This is a genomic window from Arthrobacter sp. RT-1 (assembly GCF_003367205.1).
Taxonomy (GTDB): domain Bacteria; phylum Actinomycetota; class Actinomycetes; order Actinomycetales; family Micrococcaceae; genus Arthrobacter.
Map to the genome: position 1 here is coordinate 163,580 of NZ_QRGQ01000007.1, position 23,913 is coordinate 187,492.

Here is a 23,913-nt window from a genome sequence, read left to right on the forward strand (position 1 = left end):
GACGGCTCCTAGAGGCTGAAGCCGGTGGCGGGCTTGGCGGAGTGCTTGAGTTTGAAGTTGGCCGGCTCATTGAAGGGCGCGGCTCCGATGCTGAGCTTGGTGAAGTCCAGGTCCTCGCCGCGGGCGCAGATCTTGATGGCGTTGACGGCCTTGTTCACGTCCGGGCAAAGGCAGAAGATGTTCAGCTTGTAGTCGGTGAATTCGGAGCGCTCCACGGTACCGAGCCCCCGCCATGCGAGGTGGCTGATGAGGGCGTCCTTCGCCTTTTCCTCCAGGTAGCGGTCCCGGTCGGTGCCTTCCTTGGTCTTCAGGGCGAACTGGGCCACCACCCAGAACTGTTCCCCCTCCGGGATCTCCGCGTAGCCGTCCTCGGCGCACTGCACGGCGAAGGCGTCCAGGAGGCCCTCGGCGGCATCGGGGTCGGCGACGTCCGTCTCTTCCGTTGTGCTCTGGTGTCCCACGACGCCGAAGTTCATCACGAACTGGGCGTAGTCCTCGTCGAACCAGGCCTCCCTGAAGTGGAGGGTTCCCTCGTCGTCGCGCTTGTAGACCCTGACTATTCCGCTCATCCACGTCCCTTTGTGAACCATTCGACGTCGGTACCGTCGAAAGGTGCCTGCTGTGCCTTGACGGCCTGGTAAAGCTTTTCTGCGGAGGCCTGGAGGGACTCTGCCAGCGCTGTGGGGTAGTCCATCGCCACCCGGTGTTCAGCGAATTCGTCCTCGTCGTCAATAAAGACACCGCGGCTGGCCGTCCGGACCACGTCCAGGTCCATGTCGATGACGTGGAACTCAGTGACTTTCGGGCGGATGGAGTTCCACTCGTGCGCGACGGCCAGGTCGATGTAGATCCGCACCCCGCCGGGGTGGGCGTCATCGTAGAAGGTGGCAACCCAGTCGCCGTCGCGGGGTACCAGGAGCACGGCGTCGGACTTGGTGTAAAAGGCGGCACCGGGCCGGGAACAGAATTCGTTGGTGCCCTGGAAAATCCACCAGCCGTGCCGGTCCTCGCCCAGGTAGCGGCCCGGCACCACCCAGTGGGCTTTGCCGTTCCACTTGCGGTTGCGCGCCACCACCAGCTGTCCGGGCTCCAGGCCTTCCGGAACACGGGTCCCCGCGGGGTGGTCCTCCGCCGCCGGCTCCCGCAGGACCCCCGGATACTTCAGCTCAACTTCTCCCCTCACAGGATGGGAAGGCTGCCGGTGGTGGGGTGCTGCTGCCCGGGCAGGGGACGCGCGAACGGAACCTTTGTTCCCAGAACCTGCGCGACGACGTCGTGCGCTATCTGCTGGGCGGTCAGCCCGACGCGTTCCAGGACCTGCTTGCGGGTGCCGTGGTCCAGGAACTCAACCGGCAGGCCCACCTCGTTCAGGGCAGTATCCACGCCTGCCGCGCGCATTTCCTGCCGGATCCGCGAGCCCACGCCGCCGGCCCGCACGCCGTCCTCAATGCAGATCACCAGCCGGTGGTGCGAGGCCAGCGCAATGATGGAACGGCGGACCGGAAGCACCCAGCGCGGGTCCACGACGGTGGTGCTGATGCCCTGCGCGCCCAGCCGGTTGGCGACGTCCAGGGCAAGCTCTGACATGGCACCGACGCTGATGATCAGGACATCGTTTTCGGTGGACCCGGAAGGACGGCGGGCCAATACGTCCACGCCGTCACTGAGGCGTTCCAGCGCTTCAATTTCGGCGCCGACGGACCCCTTGGAGAAGCGGACCACGCTGGGGGCGTCGCTGATGGCAACGGCCTCCCGGAGCTCCTCACGGAGCCGGGTGGCGTCGCGGGGCGCGGCCAGGTGGAGTCCCGGAACGATCTGGACCATGGACATGTCCCACATGCCGTGGTGGCTGGCGCCGTCGGGTCCGGTGACCCCGGCACGGTCCAGGACGATGGTGACGCCTGCCTTGTGCAAGGCAACGTCCATGAGCAGCTGGTCGAAGGCGCGGTTGAGGAAGGTGGCGTAGACCGCCACCACCGGGTGCAGGCCCCCGAAGGCCATTCCCGCAGCAGCGGTGAGTGCATGCTGTTCGGCGATGCCGACGTCGATGACCCGCTCCGGGTGCCTGGCAGCGAACTTGTGCAGCCCCACGGGAATCAGCATGGCGCCGGTGATGCCTACGACGTCGTCACGCTCGTCGGCGATGGCCGCGATTTCGTTGGCGAACACGGAGGTCCAGGACTGGGCACCCGCGGTGCCGGTGGGCTCGCCCGTTTCCGGATCAATGATGCCCACGGCGTGGAACTGGTCGGCCTCGTGGGCACGCGCGGGGGCGTAACCGTGACCCTTCTCGGTCATGGCGTGCACAATGACGGGCCCGTTGTAGTGCTTGGCCGTGGCGAGGGCATGCTCCATGGCCTGGAGGTTGTGCCCGTCAACCGGTCCGATGTACTTCATGCCCAGGTCCTCGAACATGCCCTGGGGAGCCCACCAGTCCTTAATGCCCTTCTTCATGGCATGCAGGCTCTTGTAGGTGAACTGGCCCGCCGGGCCGCCGTTCTGGAGCTTCTTCTTCCACCAGTCCAGCGCCACCTCGTACGCGGGGGCCGCGCGGAACGAATCGATGGTGGGGCGCAGCGAGGCGAGGTAGTCCGCGAAACCGCCAACGGTGGGCGCGTAGGACCTGCCGTTGTCGTTGACCACGATGACGACGCGGCGCCGCCTGTCGGCGGCAATGTTGTTGATGGCTTCCCAGGCCATGCCGCCGGTCAGGGCGCCATCACCGACGACGGCGACGACGTGCCGGTCGCCCTGGCCGGTCAGCTGCCGGGCACGCGAGATGCCGTCGGCCCAGGACAGCGAGGAGGAAGCGTGCGAGCTTTCCACGATGTCGTGCTCTGACTCCGCCCGGGACGGATAACCGGAGAGGCCGCCTTCCTGGCGGAGGGTGCTGAAATCCTGGCGGCCGGTCAGCAGCTTGTGGACGTACGACTGGTGGCCCGTGTCGAAGACGATGCTGTCACGCGGCGATTCGAAGATGCGGTGCACGGCGAGCGTCAGTTCCACCACGCCAAGGTTAGGGCCGAGGTGTCCGCCCGTCTGGGAGACGTTCGTGATCAGGAAATCCCTGATCTCCGAAGCCAGCTGCTTGAGCTGTTCTTCGGTTAACTCGTTCAGGTCCTGCGGATTCCGGATGGTGTCCAAGATTCCCAATGACCCCTCCTTCGGGTGGTAGACGTGCCGTTTAACTCTAACGCCTTGGTACAAATGCAAAGCCGAAGCCCCGGCTGGTCGGTGACCGGCCGGGGCTTCGGGATGGTGGTGCCTGCTGGGCAGTTACCGCTAGTTCGCGGAGATCTGGCGCAGCACGTACTGCAGGATGCCGCCGTTGCGGTAGTAATCCGCTTCACCCGGGGTATCGATGCGCAGGACCGCGTCGAAGGACTTTGTGGATCCGTCTTCGGCGGTTGCGGTGACCTTGAGGGTCTTGGGCGTGGTGCCCTCGTTCAGGGCGGTGACGCCCTCAACGGAGAACGTCTCCGTGCCTGCCAGGCCGAGCGTCGCGGCGGACTCGCCGGCCGGGAACTGCAGCGGCAGGACGCCCATGCCGATGAGGTTGGAGCGGTGGATACGCTCGTAGCTCTCGGCGATGACGGCCTTGACGCCCAGCAGGGCCGTGCCCTTCGCGGCCCAGTCACGGGACGAGCCGGAACCGTATTCCTTGCCCGCCAGGACCACGAGCGGGGTGCCGGCTGCCTGGTAGTTCTGCGCGGCGTCGTACACGTACGCCTGCGGGCCACCCTCCTGGGTGAAGTCGCGGGTGAAGCCACCTTCGACGCCGTCCAGGATCTGGTTCTTGATGCGGATGTTTGCGAACGTTCCGCGGATCATGACCTCGTGGTTGCCACGGCGGGAGCCGTAGGAGTTGAAGTCCTTGCGCTCCACGCCGTTGGCCAGCAGGTACTGGCCGGCAGGGGTGTCGGACTTGAACGAACCGGCCGGGGAGATGTGGTCGGTGGTGACCGAATCGCCCAGCTTGAGGAGCACGCGGGCACCGGTGATGTCCTTGACCGGCTCCGGCTGCGCCTGCATGCCCTCGAAGTACGGGGGCTTCCGGACGTAGGTGGAGTTCGGGTCCCAGGCGAAGGTGTCACCGGCGGGGGTGTCGAGCGCCTTCCAGCGCGCGTCGCCGTCGAAGACGCCTTCGTAGCCCTTGGCGAACATCTCCTTGTCGATCGAGGAATCGATGACCTGCTGGACCTCAACCGGGTTCGGCCAGATGTCCTTCAGGAAGACGTCGTTGCCGGCCTCGTCCTTGCCCAGGGCATCGGTTTCGAAGTCGAAGTCCATGGAACCGGCCAGGGCGTACGCGATGACCAGCGGCGGGGAGGCCAGGTAGTTCATCTTGACGTCAGGGTTGATGCGGCCTTCGAAGTTGCGGTTGCCCGAGAGGACAGCAGCGACGGCGAGGTCGTTGGCCTGGATTGCCTCGGAGACTTCGGCTTCCAGCGGGCCGGAGTTGCCGATGCAGGTGGCGCAGCCGTAGCCCACGATGTAGAAGCCCAGCTTCTCCAGGTAAGGGGTCAGGCCGGACTTTTCGTAGTAGTCCGTGACGACCTTCGAGCCGGGGGCGACGGAGGTCTTGACCCACGGCTTGGCGGTGAGGCCCTTTTCGACGGCGTTGCGGGCCAGCACGGCGGCGGCGAGCATGACCGAAGGGTTGGACGTGTTGGTGCAGGATGTGATGGAGGCGATGGTCACCGCTCCGTGGTCCAGCTCAAACTCGCGTCCGTCGGCCATCTTGACCGGAACCGGGCTGGAGATGCGGCCGGCGCCGCCGTGCGCTGCCGAGTACTTCGGCGGTTCGCGGTCGGTGTCGGAGATGTGCGTGGCTCCGGCGGTGAAGGAGGGCGAGTCCGAGGCCGGGAAGGTCTCCTCGAGCGACTCGTCCAGGGTGCCGGCGTCGGCGTCGTGGGAGACGTAGTTCTTGAGGTCGTGGCGGAACTCGTCCTTGGCCTCGGTCAGCTCGATGCGGTCCTGCGGGCGCTTGGGGCCTGCGATGGACGGCACAACCGTGGACAGGTCCAGTTCCAGGTACTCCGAGAACTTGATGTCGCGGGACGGATCGTGCCAGAGTCCCTGTTCCTTGGCGTAGGACTCCACGAGTGCCACGTTCTGGTCCGAGCGGCCGGTGAGGCGCAGGTAGTCCAGCGTGACGTCGTCGATGGGGAACATGGCGGCGGTGGAACCGAATTCCGGGCTCATGTTGCCGATGGTGGCGCGGTTGGCGAGCGGCACTGCGGCCACGCCTTCGCCGTAGAACTCGACGAACTTGCCCACTACACCGTGCTTGCGGAGCATCTCGGTGATGGTCAGCACAACGTCGGTGGCGGTGGCGCCTGCGGGGATGCTGCCGCTCAGCTTGAAGCCGACCACGCGCGGGATGAGCATGGAGACGGGCTGGCCGAGCATGGCTGCCTCGGCTTCAATGCCGCCGACGCCCCAGCCGAGCACGCCCAGGCCGTTGACCATGGTGGTGTGCGAGTCGGTGCCGACGCAGGTGTCCGGGTAGGCGCGGAGGGTGCCGTCAACCTCGCGGGTCATGACGGTGCGTGCCAGGTATTCGATGTTGACCTGGTGCACGATGCCGGTTCCCGGGGGAACCACCTTGAAGTCATCGAATGCGGTCTGGCCCCAGCGCAGGAACTGGTAACGCTCACCATTGCGCTGGTATTCGATCTCCATGTTGCGCTCCAGCGCGCCGGAGTTGCCGAATGCATCGATCTGGACCGAGTGGTCAATGACCATCTCGGCAGGTGCCAGCGGGTTGACCCGCTTGGGGTCGCCGCCCAGTTCCTTGACGGCTTCACGCATCGTCGCCAGGTCCACCACGCAGGGGACGCCGGTGAAGTCCTGCATGATCACGCGTGCCGGCGTGAACTGGATTTCTGTATCGGGCTGGGCGTTGGGATCCCAGCCGGCCAAGGCGCGAACGTGATCGGCAGTGATGTTCGCGCCGTCCTCGGTCCTCAGCAGGTTTTCAAGCAATACCTTGAGGCTGAACGGAAGGTTTTCTGCACCTTCAACGGAGTTCAACCGGAAAATTTCGTATTCGGTTCCGGCTACATTAAGTTTGCCTTTTGAACCGAAGCTGTCCACAGTGCTCATCGCAGGACTCCTCTCGCAACAGTTTCATCTTTGTCGCGCGGTTGACCGCCTGCTAGTTAGGACGCCCTAATTAGTTCCGGGCCCGAAAATTGCACACGGCCGGCCGTGATTACGGAGCGCGACGTGGGACTACTACGCCCCATAGTAGTGGCATCATCCGCCGGGAGTCAGTAGGGCAACGGTCTCCATGTGGTGGGTATGGGGGTAGAGGTCGAAGGCCCTGAGCCCCGCCAGGTCCCAGCCGGACTGCCGGAAGTAACCTACATCACGGGCGAACGACGCCGGATCGCAGGACACGTAGGCAATGGCGCGCGGCTGCGACGCCACGAGCTGGCCCACCACCGCCTTGCCGGCGCCGGCCCTGGGCGGGTCCAGGATCAGGGCGTCGAAATTCCGCGGTTTTTGGCGGAGGATCCGCTCCACGCGGCCCTGGACGATCTCCACCTGCGGCGCTGCGTGCAGGTTCTTGCGCGCGTCCCAGCTGGTTCCGGGAGCACCTTCCACGGACAGCACGGAGCCCGTCTCCCCCACTGCGTCGGCCAGGACGGCCGTGAAAAGGCCGGCACCGGCATAGAGGTCTGCCACCACGGCGCCGGCATGCAGGAATCCGCCGCTGTGCAGGAATTCTGTGACAGCCCCCACAAGTGCCCCGGGCGCGTCGCGGTGGATCTGCCAGAACCCGGCACCGGTGACGCGGTAGTCGTGCCCCGCCGCCGATTCCTGCACCCACATGCGGCCCCGGACCTGCCGGACGTCTTCCGTGGCCGGGTCGAAGGAGGCAACCGAGACGTCCTCCGGCAGAGCGGCCGCGATGGCGTTGAGCCGCTTGGCTTTTGTCCCGGGGGCCGGGGCGAGCAGCACCAGCGGCCGGGAACCGTTGCCCGGGGCAGCCACCTCCACCCGTTCGATGCCCTGCAGGTCGATGTCCCACAGCCGCAGGTTGTTGATTGCGTCGGTGGCCAGCGGCATCTCCCGCACGGGAACGATGTGCCCGGACCGGTGGGCGTGCATGCCAAGTTTGCCGCCGGGGGTGACCGAAAAGCTGGCGCGCGTCCGCCACCCCAGCCCGCTGCCGCCGTCGGACGCTTCCCCCACGGACTCCACCGCGTTGGCGTCCAGCCCCGGCGGCAGGTGCTCGACGCCGGCCAGCCGGCTGAGCTGCTCGGCCAGCACCTCGGCCTTCAGGCTCCGCTGCCGCGCGAGGGCAATGTGCCCGAATTCGGCACCGCCCACGGGCGGATGGCCGTGCCCCCACGCGCGGCGGGCATCGGCCGGGCGCCAGAAGTGCTCCACGCGGTCCGGTGAGGCGTCCAGCACTTCGACGACGTCGGCGCGCCAGAACTTGGCCTTGTCCTCGGCGTCCGTCAGCCGTACCCGGACCTTTTCGCCGGGGATGCCGTGCCGGACAAAGATGACGCGTCCCTCGTGCCGGGCGACGGTGTGGCCGCCGTGGGCAATCGGCCCAAGGTCGAGGACCGCTTCTTCGCCGGCGTGCCCGCCGGCGTCCGGCGTCAGGGCTGGTGTGGTGGATGTTCTGGCAATCATTGGACGTCCTGGAGGTTCTTTGCTTCTTCGGATGATTTGAGCTGCCACGGGACACTGGCCACCATGACCCCTGGTTCGAAATGCAGCCGTGTCTTGATGCGGAGCGCGGTCTGGTTGTGCACCAGCTGCTCCCACCACTTGCCCACGACATATTCGGGGATGTACACCACGATGAGGTCGCGCGGTGAATCAAGCCTCATCTGCTTGATGTACTCCATGATGGGGTTGACCGTTTCCCGGTAGGGGCTTGCCAGCACTGTCAGCGGCACGGGGATTTCGAGCTTGTCCCAGTCGGCTACCGTCTGGGCTGTCTCCTCCGTGTCGATGTCCACGGTGATTGCGTCCAGCCGCGAAGGCCGGGACGCGCGGGCGTAGGCCAGGGCCCGCAGCACGGGCTTGCGGACGTGGGATACCAGCAGGACCGCGTGGACCCTGGTGGGCAAAGCGCGCGGCGATGAGTCCTCGTCCACTGCCAGCTCCTTGGCCACGTTGTCGTAGTGCGCCCGGATGCTCCACATAATCAGGAAAAGCACGAACATGGCGAGCAGCGCGATCCACGCGCCCTGCTCGAACTTGGTGATCAGGACGATCACCAGGACCAGCGCCGTCATGCCGAAACCGATGCTGTTGATGGTGCGGGACTTGAGCATGCGGCGCCGCACCGCTTTGTCCTTGGCCAGTTTCAGCTCCCGGCCCCAGTGCCGGATCATGCCCAGCTGGCTGGCGGTGAAGGAGATGAAGACGCCCACGATGTAGAGCTGGATGAGTTTGGTCACGTCCGCGTTGAACGCGATGATCAGCACCAGCGCACCGGCTGCGAGGGCAAGGACGCCATTGCTGAAGGCGAGCCGGTCGCCGCGGGTCCGCAGCTGCCGGGGAAGGTAGCCGTCCTGGGCCAGGATGGAACCCAGGACCGGGAAGCCGTTGAAGGCGGTGTTGGCCGCAAACACGAGGATGACCCCCGTGGCCGCCACCACGATGTAGAACGGAATGGACCCGGACCCGAAGATGGTCTGCGCGATCTGGCTGATGGCGGGGTTCTGGATGTAGCCCTCGGGCAGCGGACTGCCGTTCAGCAGGAACTCGGTGGCGGGGTCCAGGACGATGTGGACCTTGGTGGCGTTGGCCAGGTAGATGATGCCGGCCAGCATCGCGGCGCCGATCACGCCCAGGAGCAGCAGGGTAGTGGCGGCGTTTTTGCTCTTGGGCGGGCGGAAGTTGGGCACGCCGTTGCTGATCGCTTCGACCCCGGTGAGTGCGGCGGCACCCGAGGAGAAGGCCCGCAGCAGGAGGAAAGCGCCGGCCAGTCCCACCAGCCCCTCGTCAAAGCCGGGGGCGGGCACGATGGTAAAGGCGGCCGACGGGGCCTCCCCCAGTCGGCCGGTGGCCGCCTGGAAGATTCCCACCGCCGTCATGCCGAGGATCGAGGCCATGAAGATGTACGTCGGGACGGCGAAGACGCTCCCGGCTTCCTTGACGCCGCGCAGGTTCACGAGGGCAAGGACGACGACGCCGATGGTCGCGATGACTGCCTGCTGCCCGTGCAGCGACGGGATGGCAGTGGTGACGTAGGCTGCGGCTGAGGACATGGACACGGCCACGGTGAGGACGTAGTCCACCAGCAGCGCCGACGCCACGGTGAGGCCGGCGTACTTTCCCAGGTTCTCGCCGGCGATTTCGTAGTCGCCGCCGCCGGACGGGTAGGCGTGGACATTCTGCCGATAGGAGGCCACCACCGTCAGGAGCACCACCATCACGGCCAGCCCCACCCAGGGCGAGAACGCCACCGCGCTGACACCGGCCAGGGCCAGGGTGAGGAGGATTTCATCCGGCGCGTAGGCTACGGATGAGAGGGCGTCGGACGCGAAAACCGGCAGTGCGATCTTTTTGGGAAGCAGCGTATGGGCGAGGCGGTCGTTCCGGAATGGCCTGCCCACCAGCACGCGTTTGACGGCGTTCAATATTGTCAGCACTCCACAAAGCTAGTCGGATTCCCGGGTGATGTCATGACGGCATCGAGGCGGCAGGAACCTGCCGGGCTGCCGGTAGAGTTCTAGCTGCACAACCTGGACGGAATTACAGAGGAGATACGGTGGCGCATTTCGTGATCATGGGATGTGGCCGGGTGGGGGCGACGCTGGCGCACACGCTGGAGGATGCCGGGCATTCCGTAGCCATCATCGACCAGGACGACCGCGCCTTCCGCCGGCTCCGCCAGGGTTTCACCGGCCGCAAGGTCACCGGCGTCGGCTTTGACCGCGACACCCTCAAGCAGGCAGGCGTGGATGAGGCCTATGCCTTCGCCGCGGTGTCCAGCGGTGACAACTCCAACATCCTGGCCACCCGGGTGGCCCGCGAAACCTTCCACGTCCCCCACGTCGTCGCCCGGATCTACGATCCCGGCCGCGCCGAAATCTACCAGCGCCTTGGCATTCCCACCGTCGCGGCGGTGCGCTGGAGCGCAGACCAGGTGCTGCGCCGCATCCTTCCCGAGCAGCACCTCGCAGGTGACTTCCGTGAACCATCGGGACGCCTGGTCCTCGCCGAACTTGACCTCGACGCCGGCTGGATCGGCCACCGGATCACCAGCATCGAGAAGGCGGCCGATGTCCGCGTGGCCTACCTCACCCGCTTCGGTGAAGGACTGCTGCCTGACGCCGGAACCGCCTACCAGGACGGCGACACCGTGCACGCCATGCTGCAGGTTGACCGCAGCTCGCAGGTCGCCCAGATCCTGGCCAAAGCCCCCGCCAAGGAGATGCAGTGAAAGTCGTTATCGTCGGCGCAGGCAGCGTCGGATCGTCCATCGCCAGGGAACTGCTGGCGCACAAGCATGAGATCCTGCTGATCGACCTCAAGCCGGAAGTAATCGGGCGCAGCGGCCTTCGGGGCGCGCACTGGCTGGTGGGCGATGCCTGCGAGTTGAGTACGCTCCAGGGCGCGAAGGTGGAGGAAGCGGATGTGGTGGTGTCCGCCACCGGCGACGACAAGGTCAACCTGGTGGTGTCCTTGCTGGCGAAGACCGAGTTTGGCGTCGGCCGCACGGTGGGCCGCGTGAACAACCCCAAGAACGACTGGATGTTCAACGATTCCTGGGGCGTAGACGTCGCCGTGAACACCCCGCAGCTGATGACCGCGCTGGTGGAGGAAGCCGTGGAGATCGGCGACCTGGTCCGGCTCCTCACCCTCCAGACCGGCGTTTCCGCGCTGGTCGAATTTACCGTCCCCCATGATTCGCACGTGATTGGCCAGACCGTGGGAGAGATCCGCTGGCCGGAGGATTCCACCCTGGTGGCAATCCTGCGGGACCACGCCCCCATCACTCCCAGCCGTGATGACGTCATCGACGGGGGCGACGAGCTGTTTTTCGTCACCACCATCGCGGCGGAGGACGATCTGCGCGCCCTGCTTTCCGCCGATGCCGCGGAAACGGCCGGTGCCGCGCGTCCAGGTGCCGAAGAGCCGGCAGTTGCCGCGCCCGCCGAGCAGCAGGCGCCCGAGGACGACGGCTTCGACGGCTAAGGGGCGTCACGCTTTCGCTGCCGGCCCCTCGCTTGCAGGGTCGACGGCCGGCGCCGGCCGGGTGACCAGCCAGGCGATCCAGACGCCCAGGATGTACAGCGGCGCGCCCATCAAAAGCCGGGTGGTGGCAAGTGCGGCAAGGCCGTCCTGGCCCATCAGGTACAGCGGGACCTGGACGATGAGCCGCAGTGCCAGGACAGCCACGATGATCCACGTCCCCAGCTGATAGGCCCTGAGCCGGTCCGGTTCCTTGCGCCAGTCAAGGCCTTCGTTGCGGATGAAGCCAAAGAGCAGGCCGGCCACGGGCCACTTGATGAAGACCGAGACCGCCATCGCCAGGATGTAGCCCGCGTTGGTGAAGAAGCCGAGGAGGTAGAAGTCCTCGGCCTTCCCGGTGGTGTTGGCCAGCCAGGCGGAAATTCCGACGCCGACAACACCCGCAAGTGCCTGGGTGAGGGGCCGCCGCTGGATCAGCCGTACGACCGTAAACACCGCTGCCGCGGCCAGCGCGGCAATGAGGGACAGCGTAAGTTCCTGGGTGATGGTGAAGGTCACCAGGAAGACCAGGCCCGGCATGATGCTTTCGGCGATGCCCTGGACTCCACCGGCGCTGCGCAGGACATCGACCCGGCCGTCGTGGGTACGGTGCAGGCCGGCCTTGGCAGCGTAGTCGGCGGCGAGGCCGGCAACGGGCGAGGGCTCCTGGGGCGTCCGCGGATCCCTTTCCTGGCCGCTGCCCTCGGACTGGGACGGGTCGGGCTGGGGCGCGGTCATTCGTTCTCCTGATGGGACAGTATTTCGTAGCGGGGGTTGAACATGGTGGGCATGCCCTCACTGCGGGACAGCATGCCTTCAAGCCGGAGTTCGGTTCCCGCTTCAATCCCCGGCACGCGCCTGCGTCCGAGCCACACCACGCGGAGCCTGGCACGCCGGCCCTGCGCAACTCCAGCCCGTTCGGGTTCGGCGTCGGAAACGATGGCGCTGAAGGCGGCCGTCCGGTCGGCCGGGACGTAGGTGATGGATTCGATGCGTCCCTGGCAGAGCACGCGGCCCTTGGGCGGCAGCTGGCTGAGGGGGGTGATCCCGGCGTCGCCGCGTGATGTTCCCCCTGGCACGGGATCAGCCAATTGCTGTGGTTTCGGGCCCACGCTCTGGTTCCTGCAGGTTGGGGGCAGCCGGCGGCGGCGTGGTGGTTGCGTCCTTGGGCAGCCGCAGCTGGAGCAGGTCACGGGGCGGCATGGGGCTGTCGCCGCGGATCACCACCACCTGCCGGAACAGGGCTTCGAGCGGTTCTGCTGCCTCGCGTTCCAGAGCCGCTGCACCGCCGAGGACACCGCGGAGGAACCAGCGGGGACCGTCGACGCCGATGAAGCGGGCCACACGGTAGCCCTGGCTGCCGTCGGGGAGGCCTGCGGGAAGCTTGGCCACGAGTTCGGTTCCGAACGTGCCCTCGATTTCCTCGACCTGGCCGCCCTGGGCGCCCACGGATTGCCCGATCTGGCCGCGGATCTCGTCCCACAGCTCCTCCGTCTTCGGGGCGGCGAACGCCTGCAGCTGGAGGCTGGACCCGTTGAGGTCCAGGGTGACCGCGACAACGCGCTGGGTGGCTTCCTCCACCTCGAGGCGCAGCTGGAGGCCCTCGCTGGGGGTGATCAGGAGCGCGCCAAGGTCAACGTAGCCGTCGCGGCTGCTGATCTCGGATTCATCGAACGGCCCGCTGGTGCGGCGTCCGATGCCGTCCGCAACGGCCTCTGCGGCGTCCGCGGCCGTCAGCGGCTCGTCCGGTTCGGCTGCCTGTTCCTTCTTGGCTTTCCTGCCGAGCCCAAAGACCATGAGGGGTGTCTCCTTTAATTATGAAAGTTCCGGTCCGGCCCAAGGCGGCCCCGCCGTCGTTCTGTGCTGTCCCCGGCCGGCCAGCTGCCGGGGCAATGAATCAGGCTCAGGGCAGGTTGAAGCCGCCGGTTGACCCGAAGCCTCCCGTGCCGCGCACGGAGTCGCTCAATTCGTTGACGGGGATGAACTGCGCATGCTCGACGCGCTGGATGACCATCTGCGCAATTCTATCGCCGCGCCGGAGTTCTATGGCCTGGCTGGCATCGGTGTTCAGCAGCGTGACGGAAATTTCACCGCGGTAGCCTGCATCCACTGTTCCGGGGGCGTTCACGATGGTGAGGCCGTGCTTGGTGGCCAGGCCGGACCGGGGGTGGATCAGGGCCACGAAGCCGTGTGGAAGCGCAATGGCCACCCCGGTGGGGACAAGCCTGCGCTCCCCCGGCTGCAGGACAACGTCTTCCCTGGCACGGAGGTCGGCGCCGGCGTCGCCCGGGTGCGCGTAGGAGGGCGCTTCGAGGCCGGGGTCCAGCATCTTCAGCTGGACTTCGAGGGTGGGAGCCGGAGCGCCGGCGGCCAGGCCGGCGGGCGCGTCGCCGGAAACAGTGTCAAGTGTGGCGGGTTGGTCAGTCACAGTCACTCACTCTAACCCGCGCGCCCGTATCCGTCCTAGGGCGGGCCCTCCATCTCCAGGACGCGCTCCTGCGGACGCTGCCAGGACGTCCTGTGCGGCCGGGCGCCAAGATGAAATAGCCAGGCAAAGGTGGAAAGCTTGGCGCATGCCCGAATCAAGCTCCCCTGCGCCCGTTCCCCACCAGCCGTCCACGGGAGCGCCGGTGATCTACAAAGAGAAGCTCTGGCCCAATGCCTGGATGTGGATCATCGCGGCCGGCGTCTCCGGGGCCGGGATCCTGGTGTTCGCCCCCATCAGTGCGGCCGCCGGCTACACCGCCGCAGCGGTGCTTTTTGCCATCATTGCCGTCCTCCTGGTTCTGTCCACCCCCAGCATCGTGGTGACCGATGACGCCCTGACCGTGGGGCGGGCAACCATCGAGCGCAAGTTCGTGGGAGCGGTCCAGCAGTTCCGCGGCGAGGAAGCAACGGCGGAACGCGGGACGCGGCTCAACGGTCTGGCATACCTCTGCATCCGGGGCTGGATCGATCCGGTAGTGAAGGTGGACATCACCGACCCGGCGGACCGGACACCGTACTGGCTGGCCTCCACCAGGAATCCTGACCAACTCACGGCAGCCCTGACCCGCAGGTAGCGCCCGGCCCGGGCTTCGGGCCTGGCCCTTCGCAACCCTTGCAGCGGGACTCGCCGCCCCGTTACCTGCCCCTACCTCCCCCGGACGTACCCGGATCCTGCGGAAAATCGCGGCGCGCCCTGCCCCTTGAGCCAAAACAGGTGCAGCGGGTGGCAGAGTTTCGGTTGATAGTAATGCCAGGGTGGAGGATTTGTATGCAGGATCTACGGCTTGTAGGCGTGCACGACGACGGGACGCACCTCCTGTTGAGCAGTGCCGGCGGCGAGATGTTCCAGCTGCCGATCGACGAAGCGCTGAGGACGGCGAGCCGGACAACGGGAAAGCGGTCGGCCGAGCGGCCTGCCATTCCCATGTCCCCTCGGGATATCCAGGCACGGATCCGTGCCGGTGCCACGGCAGCCGATGTTGCTGAACTGTCCGGCCTGCCGCTCGCTAAGGTTGAACGCTACGAGGGCCCTGTCCTGGCGGAACGGGAGTACGTGGCGCAGCAGGCACGCAAAGTGGAGGTTGCCACGCCCTCCCCCGGCCACGACGCCTACCGTTCAGCCTTCGGTGACAACCCGGCAACCCTGGCCGAGATGGTGGCCCATCGGCTGTCCGCCCACGGCATCGACCCCTCAACAGTTGAGTGGGATTCCTGGCGCCGGCAGGACGGTACCTGGACAGTTTCGGCCAGTTTTGAGCCGAAAACCGACGGCACGGCGGGCATCGGCGAGGAGCCGCCGGCACTGTGGACTTTCAGCCCTGCGCGCAGGTCCCTGCACAATGCCAACCGCTGGGCGCAGCAGCTCAGTGAACTTGAACCTCTCGACGGCCCCGTCCCCGCCCGGCGCCTCGCGGCCGTGTCAGACCGCCCCTTCGACTTTGAGACCGATGCGGACACCGCACGCACTGGCCCCGCCAGCCACACCGCGCCTGTCCAGTCTCCCGGCAAGGAGTCGGACGGCCTGCTGGACATGCTCCGGTCACGCCGGGGACAGCGGCTGGGCGTGGACGAGGATTCCGACGACGCCCTCGCAATGCTGCTGACGCACGGCGTGCCGGCCGCCCATCCGCGGCCCTCGGAAGTCATTCCGGAAGCGGAAGAGCAGGACCCGGAGCCGCAGGAAAAGAACGACGACGCTCCCGCCGCCAAGGGCGATTCCTTCATCCGCCGGCGCGACACCCGACCCTCGATGCTGTCCAGGCTCAGCCTCATTCCGCCGCACCATGATCCCACCGAAGAGGCCTTGCGGCTGCACGACGGCGTCAGCACCGAGACGCGCGAAATCACCATCGTTGCGTCCCCCACGCGTCCGTCCGTGGCCACGCCTCCTGCTGAGGGAGATGGCGTGCCTGCACTCGGTACTGGCGCGGGAACGGGCACATCCCCGTCGTCCGGTGCCGGACTCGACGAACTGCTGGGTGGAAATGTCCGGCGCAGGGCATCACGCCACGACGAAGGCTCTCCTGCAACAGGCCAGTTGCCCGAGACGGATGCCCCGGAACGCCAGCCGTCCAGGCCCAAGCGTTCCAGTGTGCCGTCCTGGGATGAGATCGTCTTCGGCACCCGCGGCGACTAGCACGGTCCACCAGCCACCGAAGTTCCATCGCCCACCAGCGGCCCATCAGTTACGGTGGCACCCGCAAAGAGCTATGGGGCGCCTTGTCCGGTGCTGGATCCGCCCGCGCCGCGCCACAGGCAGGCGTCCACCTCGAAGGGCAGCAACTGGTCCTGTTCGGCCATGAGATTGGCGCCGTGCGCGGTGACGCGCCTCATGTAGTGACGGCGGCACAGCGTCTCGTAGCCCACTACCGGAGCGCTGCCGGCACCGGCGGAAGCGGTCGTTTCCAGTGCCATGTCCACGTCGCCCACCACCACCTGCGCGCCCTCGGTGACCATCACGCCGTCGACCGTCCTGGCGTTGTGCGTGGCACGGCGGCCGCACCAGCACAGCGCCTCCACCTGCAGCACCTGCACCCGGTCCGCCAATTCGATGAGCCGCTGCGATCCCGGAAACAGCCGGGTGCGGAAATCGGCGGTGATGCCAAAGGCGAAAACGTCCACGTCAATCTCGTCAACCACTTTGGCGAGCTGTTCCACCTGCTCGGGCGAGTAGAACTGGGCTTCGTCACAGATGAGGTAGTCCACGCGCTGTCCCTGGGTGCGCCGCCGCATGACTTCCTCCCAGAAGTCAGTACCGTCGCCCACCTCCACGGCGTCCTTTTCCAAGCCGAGCCGGCTGGAGATCCGGGATTCACCGGCGCGGTCGTTCCGGCTGAACCGTACCCCGCCCCGTCCCCGCGCGCGGTGGTTGTGGTCCATCTGCAGTGCCAGCGTCGATTTCCCGCAGTCCATGGTGCCGGAGAAAAACACGAGTTCAGCCACGGCGTGGGCCCTTGCCGCCGGCCTGGAAAAACAGCAGCGGAACCTCCCGCTCGGCTTTCGTCAGCGAGCCGTGCTGGCCCACCACCTCCATGGCGGTTGGACGGCTGCGCCGGGTGTCGTACAGGGCAAGGCTGTCCCGCGCCGCGATCATGATGTCACCGATCCTGCCTTCGACGGCGGGACGGACGTCGCCGAACAAACCGGCGGCCAGCGCTTCTTCCCGCGTGAAGGCCCAGACCCGTCCGCCGAACCGTGCGCGCCACGCGGCGAGCAGGCGGTCCCGGTCGCGGCCCTCCTCCAGGTACAGGTGCACCATCCTGGGCTCGCCGGCAGTGTGCCGGACGCCATCCACCAGGGCGGGGTCGGCGGAGAAGTCGATCCGGTGCTGCTCGGGCACGTCCAGCATGCCGTGGTCGGCCGTGAGAAGGATGCTGGTGCCGGCCGGAAGCGAGGCGTGAAGCCGCTTCATGGTGGCATCGAGCTCCTCAAGCTGGTGCTCCCATTGCTCCGACTGGCAGCCGTAGCGGTGTCCGGCCTTGTCCAGGTCGTTCAGGTAGAAATACATCAGTGACGGGCCGGAACCGGCCATGGCTTCGGCGGCGGCAGCCGTCCGGGCGTGGGCCGTGGTGGCAGGCAGGAACCGGCCGCCGCGGAGGGCGGCCCGGGTCATGGGCGAGTCGCCGAACTGGGGCAGGCTGATGGTGGTGACGTCCACCTGCCCGGCAGCGCGCTCCAGCACGGTGGGGAAAGGCTGCCACTGCTCCGGGTCCACACCCGGATCCCAGTTCCCCAGCAGGTTGACCACCTTGTCCTGCTCCGGGTCGAGCACGTCGTAGCCCACCATGCCGTGCTGCCCGGGAGGCAGGCCCGTCCCAAAGCTTGCCAGCGCGGCTGCGGTGGTGGAAGGGAACGCCGAGTCGAGCCAGACCGGAATGTCACCCTGCCCGGCCTGGATGACCGACCGCAGGAACGGTGTGTGCGCGGTTTTCTGCTTCAGCAGGTTCCGGCCAAGGCCATCGGCGAGGACCACGCACACCCGTGAGGCGGCGGGCAGTCCCAGCGTGTTGGCGAAACCGTCAATACCGAGGCTTGCCGCCGCGCTGGTGAGCACGTCGGCGACAGACCGCCGGCCGTAGGCCGGTGCCGGTGGGAGGCCGGAAGCCTGGCCGGCCGGGGCGGAGGGGACGCTGGGGGCGGGGTGGCGTTCTTCCGGCATCTCAGCGCTGCTGGTGGCCGCGGCTCAGGCGCGTACCGAATACACCGGCGCGGGGCCTTGGCGGCAGTGACTGCACGTGCGGAACCGGGCTGCTGGAACCCGTGTTCACCGCGCGCAGCGCGCGGGCAAACAGCTTGGCGTCCTGGACCGCCTGCAGGCCGTCCGCCTCCGCGCTGATGCGCAGGACGATGTCCTCCTGGGCGATGGTGCCCGTGTAGCCGTGGTCCGCCTCGCACTGCGGGTCACCGCAGCTGGCGGGACCCATATCCAGCCGCTGCCCGCCGGACCAGGCGATGGACAGTGTCAGTTCGCGGACCGGATCGGAGGGCTTGTAGTCCTGCGGCTGGGCATACATGTAGCTGAGCACAACCGAACGGATCTGGGAGACAGGCACGGATTCGGTGGAGATCTGCGCGACGATCTGTTCGCCGGCTTCGTCCAGCTGCTGGTCGTCAACGTGCGTGATAACCAGCATGTCCGCGGTGAGCACCAGCACCGTAATGTGGCGGCGGACTTCGGCGCGGTCAAAGTGGGTTTCCAGGTGCACCAGGTGGGCGACGCAGTCGCGGCCGTCCAGGGCGTCGTCCACGACATCTGCCACGAGGCGGGGGTAGAAACCTGCCTTCTGCAGCGCGCCATCCAGGCTCTGGCCCTGGGAACTGTGGCTGTGTGAGCTGTGGTGACGGACTGCCTGGTTGTCATTGCCGGGCGTTTCGGGCGCCGACGCGGGAGGCTGTGAGCTCATTACCCTATTTTCACAGATGGTCCGGTCACTTTGCTAACCGCCTCAGCCCAGCATGGCCCGCCGGGCGCTGTCCGTCCGCTGGGCGGCGTTACCGATCCGGACGTCCGCGGCCAGGATGGTGGCCCCTGCCGTTCCGCACAGCACCGGGTTGAATTCCACCAGGGCGATCTCCGGGTGGTTGTCCTTCATCCAGGCCAGCCTGCCGGCAAGGTCCTCGAGTGCCTGCACATCAACGGCCGGCAGTCCCTGGTAGGCGAACAGTTTCCGGGCAGCCCGCGGCGCGCGGATGAAATCGTGCACGTCCGCGGCGGACAACGGCGGCACCCGGTGGGACCAGTCATCCAGCAGGCTGGTGGCGTCCCCGGCCAGCCCGAACGAAATCACCGGACCCAGCAGCGGGTCCTCGATGGCCCGGAACGTGCAGGCCTGGCCCACGGGCGCCATGGACTGCACTTCCAGCGACGGGTCGCCGTAGGCGGCGAGCGCCCGGCGCATCTGCAGGACGTTTTGGCGCAGGGACTCCGGGTCCTGGATATCCAGGCGGACGCCGCCCAGGTCCAGCCGGTGCCGGAGGGCGGGATCGGTGGTCTTCAGCGCCACCGGCCAGCCCAGGGATTCGGCCGCCTCAACGGCCTGGTCCGGCGTGTCGAAGCCCACCGACGGGAGGACTGTGATGCCGTAGTGGCCCAGCAGGGACGCGGCCGCCGCCGGGTCAAGCTGTTTGAGCTGTTCCCCCCTGACGTCCCGGAGCAGGACCCCGAGCTCGGCCTGAGCGCGCCGCGGGTCGCAGCCGTCGGGCTCCACGAAATGTCCCTGGTCGCGGGACGCCCACTCCGAATACCTGACCACGGCCGCGAGTGCTGCCACTGCGGCGCCGGGGTTGGAGAAGCAGGGAACGGTCTGCTCCAGGGATCCCACCATGCCTTCCACGTAGACCGAGGAGTCCAGGATTCCGGTGAACGCCGCCACCACCGGCTTTCCGGCCACCGCGGAGCATTCGGCGAGGACCTCGGCGATGCTGTCCACGGTGAGGCCGCGGGCCGGGAGCAGTGCGGCGACGGCCGCGTGCACGGTGTCCGATTCCAGGGTCTTGAGGACTGCGCTGCGCAGGGCCGGCAGGGCGACCGAGCGGCCGGCGTCGAGGTCCACGCCCGTCACCAGCTCTGTGACACTGAGCCCGTGGTCGGCGGCGCTGTCGGCCACCACCTTGCCCAGCGCCTGGGAGTTGCTGAAGATCGCCAGGCCGGGCCCGGCCGGAAGCGGCTGGCCTGAAACAATCTGCGCCACGTCCACCAGCTGCTCAACGGTCTCCACCCGGATCACGCCGGACTGGCGCAGCATGGCGTCCAGCGCCCCTGCCGGAGCCTGGGTGGTGCGGACTGCATGGCCCGGGGGCAGGCGCAGGCCCATGGTGTCGGACTTGGCCACGATCACCGGCTTGGTGCGTGCCAGCCGGCGGGCCAGGCGGGAGAACTTGCGGGGGTTGCCGATCGATTCCAGGTACAGGCCCACGGCGGCGGTGTCGGCGTCGTCCTCCCAGTACTGCATCATGTCGTTGCCCGAGACGTCCGCGCGGTTTCCCGCCGAGAGGAACGTGGACAGGCCCAGCCGACGCCGGCTGGAAGCGGCGTACAGCGAGACGCCGATCGCTGCGGACTGGCTGAACAGGCCCAGGCCTCCGCGCAGGGGCAGGGTGGGTGCCATCGAGGCGTTGAGCGAGACGTCCGGGTGCGTGTTCACGATGCCCAGCGAGGCAGGGCCGATGACGCGCATGCCGTTCGCCCTGGCCTGCCGCACCAGGTCCCGCTGGCGCAGGAGGCCGCGTTCGCCGTCGTCCGCGAAGCCTGCCGAGGCCACCACCAAGCCCTTCACGCCCGCCGCCGCGCACTCCGCCACCACACGAGGAACTTCCTCGTAGGGAACGGCGATCACGGCCAGCTGCACCGGGTCCGGCACTTCGGACAGGCTGCCATAGGACATCATGCCGGCCAGTTCCAGCGCCTCGGGGTTGATCGCGTAGACCGGACCGGGGAACCCGCCTTCGATGATGTGTTCGAGGAGTTGGTAGCCGACCGTCCCCCACTTGCGGCTGGCCCCGATGACGGCAACGGACGACGGCGTCAGCAGGTCGCGGACGCTCCTCGCCTCCGCACGGTGCTCGCGGGATTCCATCACGGCCCGGGATTTCTCGGTGGGGTCGATGTTGAACTCGAGGCTGACGACGCCGTCGTCGAAGTGGCGCTTCACGTCATAGCCGGCGTCGGAAAACACCATCAGCATCTTGCGGTTCTCCGGCAGCACCTCGGCGCTGAACCGCCGGATCCCGTTTTCATGCGCTGCAGCGGCCAGGTGTTCGAGCAGGATGGAGCCCAGTCCCCGCCCCTGGTGGGCGTCGGCGATGTTGAACGCCACCTCCGCCTCGGCGGGGTCATCCAGCCGGTCGTAGCGGCCGATCCCGATGATCTCGTCCCGGCTGGTGATGACGAAGGCCACCCGGTCCTTGTAGTCCACCTCCGTGAAGCGCTTGAGCTCCTTGCTGGACAGCCTGGCCTTGAAGGCGAAGAACCGCATGTAGATTGAATCCTGCGACTGGCCCATGTGGAAGGCCTGGACCGCGTCGGCGTCCGAGGGATGAATGGGGCGCAAATGCGCGGTCCCGCCGTCACGCAAGACGACATCGGCTTCCCAATGTTCCGGATATTCGCCGTCCCCGGGCTGATCCACCATAGGCTTAGCCTAGCCAAAAACTTCCGCAGCACCCCCGAACGCTGCACAGTAACCCCCAGAAGGATTTACCCGCCCCATGGCACGCCGCCAAAGTTCAGCCCCTCCCGTGGACAACACCCCCTACACGGAGAACATCGTGGATATCGATGTCACCTCCGAAATGGAGGGCTCCTTCCTGGAGTACGCCTATTCCGTGATTTACTCACGGGCGCTTCCGGATGCCCGCGACGGGCTGAAGCCGGTGCAGCGCCGCATCCTGTACATGATGAGCGACATGGGCCTGCGCCCGGACCGCGGCCACGTCAAAAGCGCGCGCGTGGTGGGCGAAGTCATGGGCAAGCTGCACCCGCACGGCGACACCGCCATCTACGACGCCATGGTGCGCATGGCGCAGGACTTCTCGCTGCGCCTGCCGCTGATCGACGGCCACGGCAACTTCGGCTCGCTCGACGACGGCCCCGCGGCTCCGCGGTACACGGAGGCCAGGCTGGCCGCCGCGGCCCTCACGCTCACCGACCACCTCGACGAAGACGTGGTGGACTTCGTCCCCAACTACGACAACCAGCTGACCCAGCCGGATGTCCTGCCCGCCGCGTTCCCCAACCTCCTGGTCAACGGCGCCACCGGCATCGCCGTCGGCATGGCCACCAACATGGCCCCGCACAACCTGGTGGAGGTGATCTCGGCCGCCCGGCACCTGATCGCCAACCCCGATGCCACGCTGGATGACATCATGCGCTTCGTGCCGGGCCCGGACCTGCCCAGCGGCGGGCGGATCGTGGGCCTGGACGGGATCCGTGACGCGTACGCCACCGGCCGGGGCTCCTTCAAGACCCGGGCCAAGGTGGAGGTGGAGCAGCTGACCGCCCGCCGCACCGGCCTGGTGGTCACCGAGCTGCCGTACATGGTGGGCCCGGAGAAGGTGATCGAAAAGATCAAGGACGCCGTCAACGCCAAGAAACTGACCGGCATCAGCGACATCGTTGACCTGACGGACCGCAAGCACGGCCTGCGCCTGGTGATTGAGCTCAAGAACGGCTTCAACCCCAACGCCGTGCTCCAGCAGCTGTACCGCTACTCGCCGATGGAGGACTCCTTCGGCATCAACAACGTCACGCTGGTGGACGGCCAGCCCCAGACGCTGGGCCTGGTGCAGCTCCTGACCGTCTACGTGAACCACCGGATCGACGTGGTGCGCCGCCGCACTGTCTTCCGGCTGGGCAAGAAGAAGGACCGCCTGCACCTGGTGGAGGGCCTCCTCATTGCCATCGTGGACATCGACGAGGTCATCCAGATCATCCGGTCCTCGGACGAGGCCTCCGCTGCCCGCGCCCGCCTGATGTCCATCTACGACCTCACGGAGATCCAGGCCAACTACATCCTGGAGCTCCGGCTGCGGCAGCTCACCAAGTACTCCCGCATCGAGCTGGAGAAGGAGCAGGACGAGCTGCGCCGCGAGATCGCGGAACTGGAAGCCATCCTGGGTTCGGAGGAACGGCTCCGCACCCTGGTCTCGGACGAGCTCGGCGAGATCGCGGAGCAGCACGGCACCCCGCGCCGGACAGTGCTCCTGGAATCCGAAGCGGTCTCCCCCACCGTTGCTGCGGACATGGCCGCCGTGGCGGGTAAGAAGGGCAAAGCCGTGCCGCTGGCCCTGGAAATCGCGGATGACCCCTGCTGGGCGATCCTGACGGCGTCCGGCCAGGTGGCCCGCACCAGCAACCAGGAGCCGCTGGCCGAGGCCGGCCCCCGCAGCAAGCACGACGTGTTCACCTCCGTGGTGAAGACGTCGGCGCGCGGGGAGATCGCCGCGGTCACCTCCCAGGGCCGCATGCTCCGCCTCCAGGTCATGGACATGCCGGTCCTCCCGCCGATGTCGGGGCTGCCCAACCTCGCCGGCGGGGTCCCGGCCCGGGAATTCATCACCCTGCTGAAGGGCGAGACGCTGGTGGCGTTCGCGCCGCTGGATGAGGTGCTGGCCATCGGCACCGCCCAGGGCGTGGTGAAGCGCGTCCAGCCGGACTATCCCCTGAACCGCGAAGACTGGGAAGTCATCGCCCTGAAGGACAAGGATTACGTCGTGGGCGTTGCGCCGGCAGGAGCGGATGACGCGGAGCTGGTGTTCCTCACCAGCCAGGCGCAGCTGCTCAAGTTCGGGGCGGCCGCCGTACGGCCGCAGGGCCGCACCGCGGGCGGCATGGCCGGCATCAAACTCGCCGCAGACGACCGCGTGCTGTTCTTCGGTGCCGTCCAGCCCAAGGACGAGGCCGCCGTCGTGGTCACCATAGCCGGCACCACCAGCGCCCTTCCCGGCACCGCCCCCGGTACGGCAAAAGTGACCGCCTTCTCGGAGTACCCCGCCAAGGGACGCGCCACCGCAGGAGTCCGGGCGCACCGGTTCCTGCGCGGCGAGGACACGCTGCTGCTGGCCTGGGCGGGGCATGGCCCGGCCAAGGCATCCTCGGCCGCCGGCGTTGCACGGTCCCTGCCGCAGGAGCACGGCCGGCGTGACGGGTCTGGCGTCCCGCTGTCCCAGCCGGTGGAGGCGGTGGGTCCCGCGATGGCCTGGCCGGATCCCGCTTAG

19 protein-coding genes are annotated in these 23,913 nt (G+C 67.4%); 5 read left to right on the forward strand and 14 right to left on the reverse strand.

All coding sequences use genetic code 11. The annotated features are described in order from the left end of the window. Window positions 1-8 precede the first annotated feature (8 nt). From DXK94_RS08350 to DXK94_RS08375, 6 genes are all read right to left on the reverse strand, one after another. A complete protein-coding gene (locus DXK94_RS08350; protein WP_115524607.1) occupies window positions 9-569 on the reverse strand; it encodes a hypothetical protein in 561 nt (186 codons plus the stop codon). Beyond that, on the reverse strand, window positions 566-1,183 hold the full coding sequence (locus tag DXK94_RS08355) for a DUF402 domain-containing protein (protein WP_395928630.1): 618 nt from the start codon (window positions 1,181-1,183) through the stop codon (window positions 566-568). The genes DXK94_RS08350 and DXK94_RS08355 overlap by 4 nt, the downstream gene beginning before the upstream one ends. Beyond that, window positions 1,180-3,153, reverse strand: coding sequence for a 1-deoxy-D-xylulose-5-phosphate synthase (gene dxs / locus DXK94_RS08360; RefSeq protein WP_115524608.1), 1,974 nt, complete (start codon window positions 3,151-3,153; stop codon window positions 1,180-1,182). The genes DXK94_RS08355 and dxs overlap by 4 nt, the downstream gene beginning before the upstream one ends. Window positions 3,154-3,282: 129 nt before the next feature. Then, window positions 3,283-6,108: an aconitate hydratase gene (locus tag DXK94_RS08365; protein WP_115524609.1), complete on the reverse strand. Its 2,826-nt coding sequence runs from the start codon at window positions 6,106-6,108 to the stop codon at window positions 3,283-3,285. A 153-nt stretch (window positions 6,109-6,261) separates the two neighbouring features. Further along, a complete protein-coding gene (locus DXK94_RS08370; RefSeq protein WP_115524610.1) occupies window positions 6,262-7,653 on the reverse strand; it encodes a class I SAM-dependent RNA methyltransferase in 1,392 nt (463 codons plus the stop codon). Further along, entirely contained in the window at window positions 7,650-9,626 is a 1,977-nt protein-coding gene (locus DXK94_RS08375; RefSeq protein ID WP_115524611.1) for an APC family permease, read from the reverse strand. The genes DXK94_RS08370 and DXK94_RS08375 overlap by 4 nt, the downstream gene beginning before the upstream one ends. A 119-nt stretch (window positions 9,627-9,745) precedes the next feature. Here DXK94_RS08375 and DXK94_RS08380 point away from each other — a divergent pair, with 119 nt between their 5' ends. Next, on the forward strand, window positions 9,746-10,420 hold the full coding sequence (locus DXK94_RS08380; RefSeq protein WP_079597108.1) for a TrkA family potassium uptake protein: 675 nt from the start codon (window positions 9,746-9,748) through the stop codon (window positions 10,418-10,420). After that, window positions 10,417-11,175, forward strand: a complete 759-nt coding sequence (locus DXK94_RS08385) for a TrkA family potassium uptake protein (RefSeq protein WP_115524612.1) — start codon at window positions 10,417-10,419, stop codon at window positions 11,173-11,175. Before DXK94_RS08380 ends, DXK94_RS08385 begins: the two co-directional genes overlap by 4 nt. A 6-nt stretch (window positions 11,176-11,181) precedes the next feature. Here the strand turns inward: DXK94_RS08385 and DXK94_RS08390 are convergent, their stop codons facing one another. The 4 genes from DXK94_RS08390 to dut all read right to left on the reverse strand — a co-directional run bounded on the left by DXK94_RS08390 (window position 11,182) and on the right by dut (window position 13,639). Next, a complete protein-coding gene (locus DXK94_RS08390; RefSeq protein ID WP_115524613.1) occupies window positions 11,182-11,949 on the reverse strand; it encodes a DUF3159 domain-containing protein in 768 nt (255 codons plus the stop codon). Continuing rightward, window positions 11,946-12,302, reverse strand: coding sequence for an OB-fold nucleic acid binding domain-containing protein (locus tag DXK94_RS08395; protein WP_079597111.1), 357 nt, complete (start codon window positions 12,300-12,302; stop codon window positions 11,946-11,948). The genes DXK94_RS08390 and DXK94_RS08395 overlap by 4 nt, the downstream gene beginning before the upstream one ends. Next, window positions 12,295-13,008, reverse strand: a complete 714-nt coding sequence (locus DXK94_RS08400) for a DUF3710 domain-containing protein (protein ID WP_079597112.1) — start codon at window positions 13,006-13,008, stop codon at window positions 12,295-12,297. The genes DXK94_RS08395 and DXK94_RS08400 overlap by 8 nt, the downstream gene beginning before the upstream one ends. Before the next feature lie 106 nt (window positions 13,009-13,114). Beyond that, window positions 13,115-13,639, reverse strand: a complete 525-nt coding sequence (gene dut / locus DXK94_RS08405) for a dUTP diphosphatase (RefSeq protein ID WP_079597113.1) — start codon at window positions 13,637-13,639, stop codon at window positions 13,115-13,117. Between the two features lie 145 nt (window positions 13,640-13,784). Here dut and DXK94_RS08410 point away from each other — a divergent pair, with 145 nt between their 5' ends. After that, a complete protein-coding gene (locus DXK94_RS08410) occupies window positions 13,785-14,273 on the forward strand; it encodes a DUF3093 domain-containing protein (RefSeq protein WP_115524614.1) in 489 nt (162 codons plus the stop codon). 194 nt (window positions 14,274-14,467) lie between these two features. Then, a complete protein-coding gene (gene sepH / locus DXK94_RS08415; protein ID WP_115524615.1) occupies window positions 14,468-15,835 on the forward strand; it encodes a septation protein SepH in 1,368 nt (455 codons plus the stop codon). A gap of 71 nt (window positions 15,836-15,906) precedes the next feature. On the opposite strand, the gene DXK94_RS08420 is transcribed toward sepH, so the two are convergent. Genes DXK94_RS08420 through DXK94_RS08435 form a run of 4 tightly spaced genes read right to left on the reverse strand, consistent with a single transcriptional unit; the run spans window position 15,907 to window position 21,329 of the window. Beyond that, a complete protein-coding gene (locus DXK94_RS08420) occupies window positions 15,907-16,641 on the reverse strand; it encodes a thymidine kinase (RefSeq protein ID WP_115524616.1) in 735 nt (244 codons plus the stop codon). Continuing rightward, on the reverse strand, window positions 16,634-17,857 hold the full coding sequence (locus DXK94_RS08425; RefSeq protein WP_115524617.1) for an alkaline phosphatase family protein: 1,224 nt from the start codon (window positions 17,855-17,857) through the stop codon (window positions 16,634-16,636). Before DXK94_RS08425 ends, DXK94_RS08420 begins: the two co-directional genes overlap by 8 nt. A gap of 1 nt (window position 17,858) precedes the next feature. Next, complete coding sequence (locus DXK94_RS08430; protein ID WP_079597118.1) at window positions 17,859-18,602, reverse strand: DUF5998 family protein; 744 nt, start codon at window positions 18,600-18,602, stop codon at window positions 17,859-17,861. Window positions 18,603-18,644: 42 nt separating this feature from the next. Then, window positions 18,645-21,329: a GNAT family N-acetyltransferase gene (locus tag DXK94_RS08435; protein ID WP_115524618.1), complete on the reverse strand. Its 2,685-nt coding sequence runs from the start codon at window positions 21,327-21,329 to the stop codon at window positions 18,645-18,647. Between the two features lie 76 nt (window positions 21,330-21,405). Between DXK94_RS08435 and DXK94_RS08440 the strand changes: the two genes are divergently transcribed. After that, window positions 21,406-23,913: a DNA topoisomerase (ATP-hydrolyzing) subunit A gene (locus DXK94_RS08440; RefSeq protein ID WP_115524619.1), complete on the forward strand. Its 2,508-nt coding sequence runs from the start codon at window positions 21,406-21,408 to the stop codon at window positions 23,911-23,913.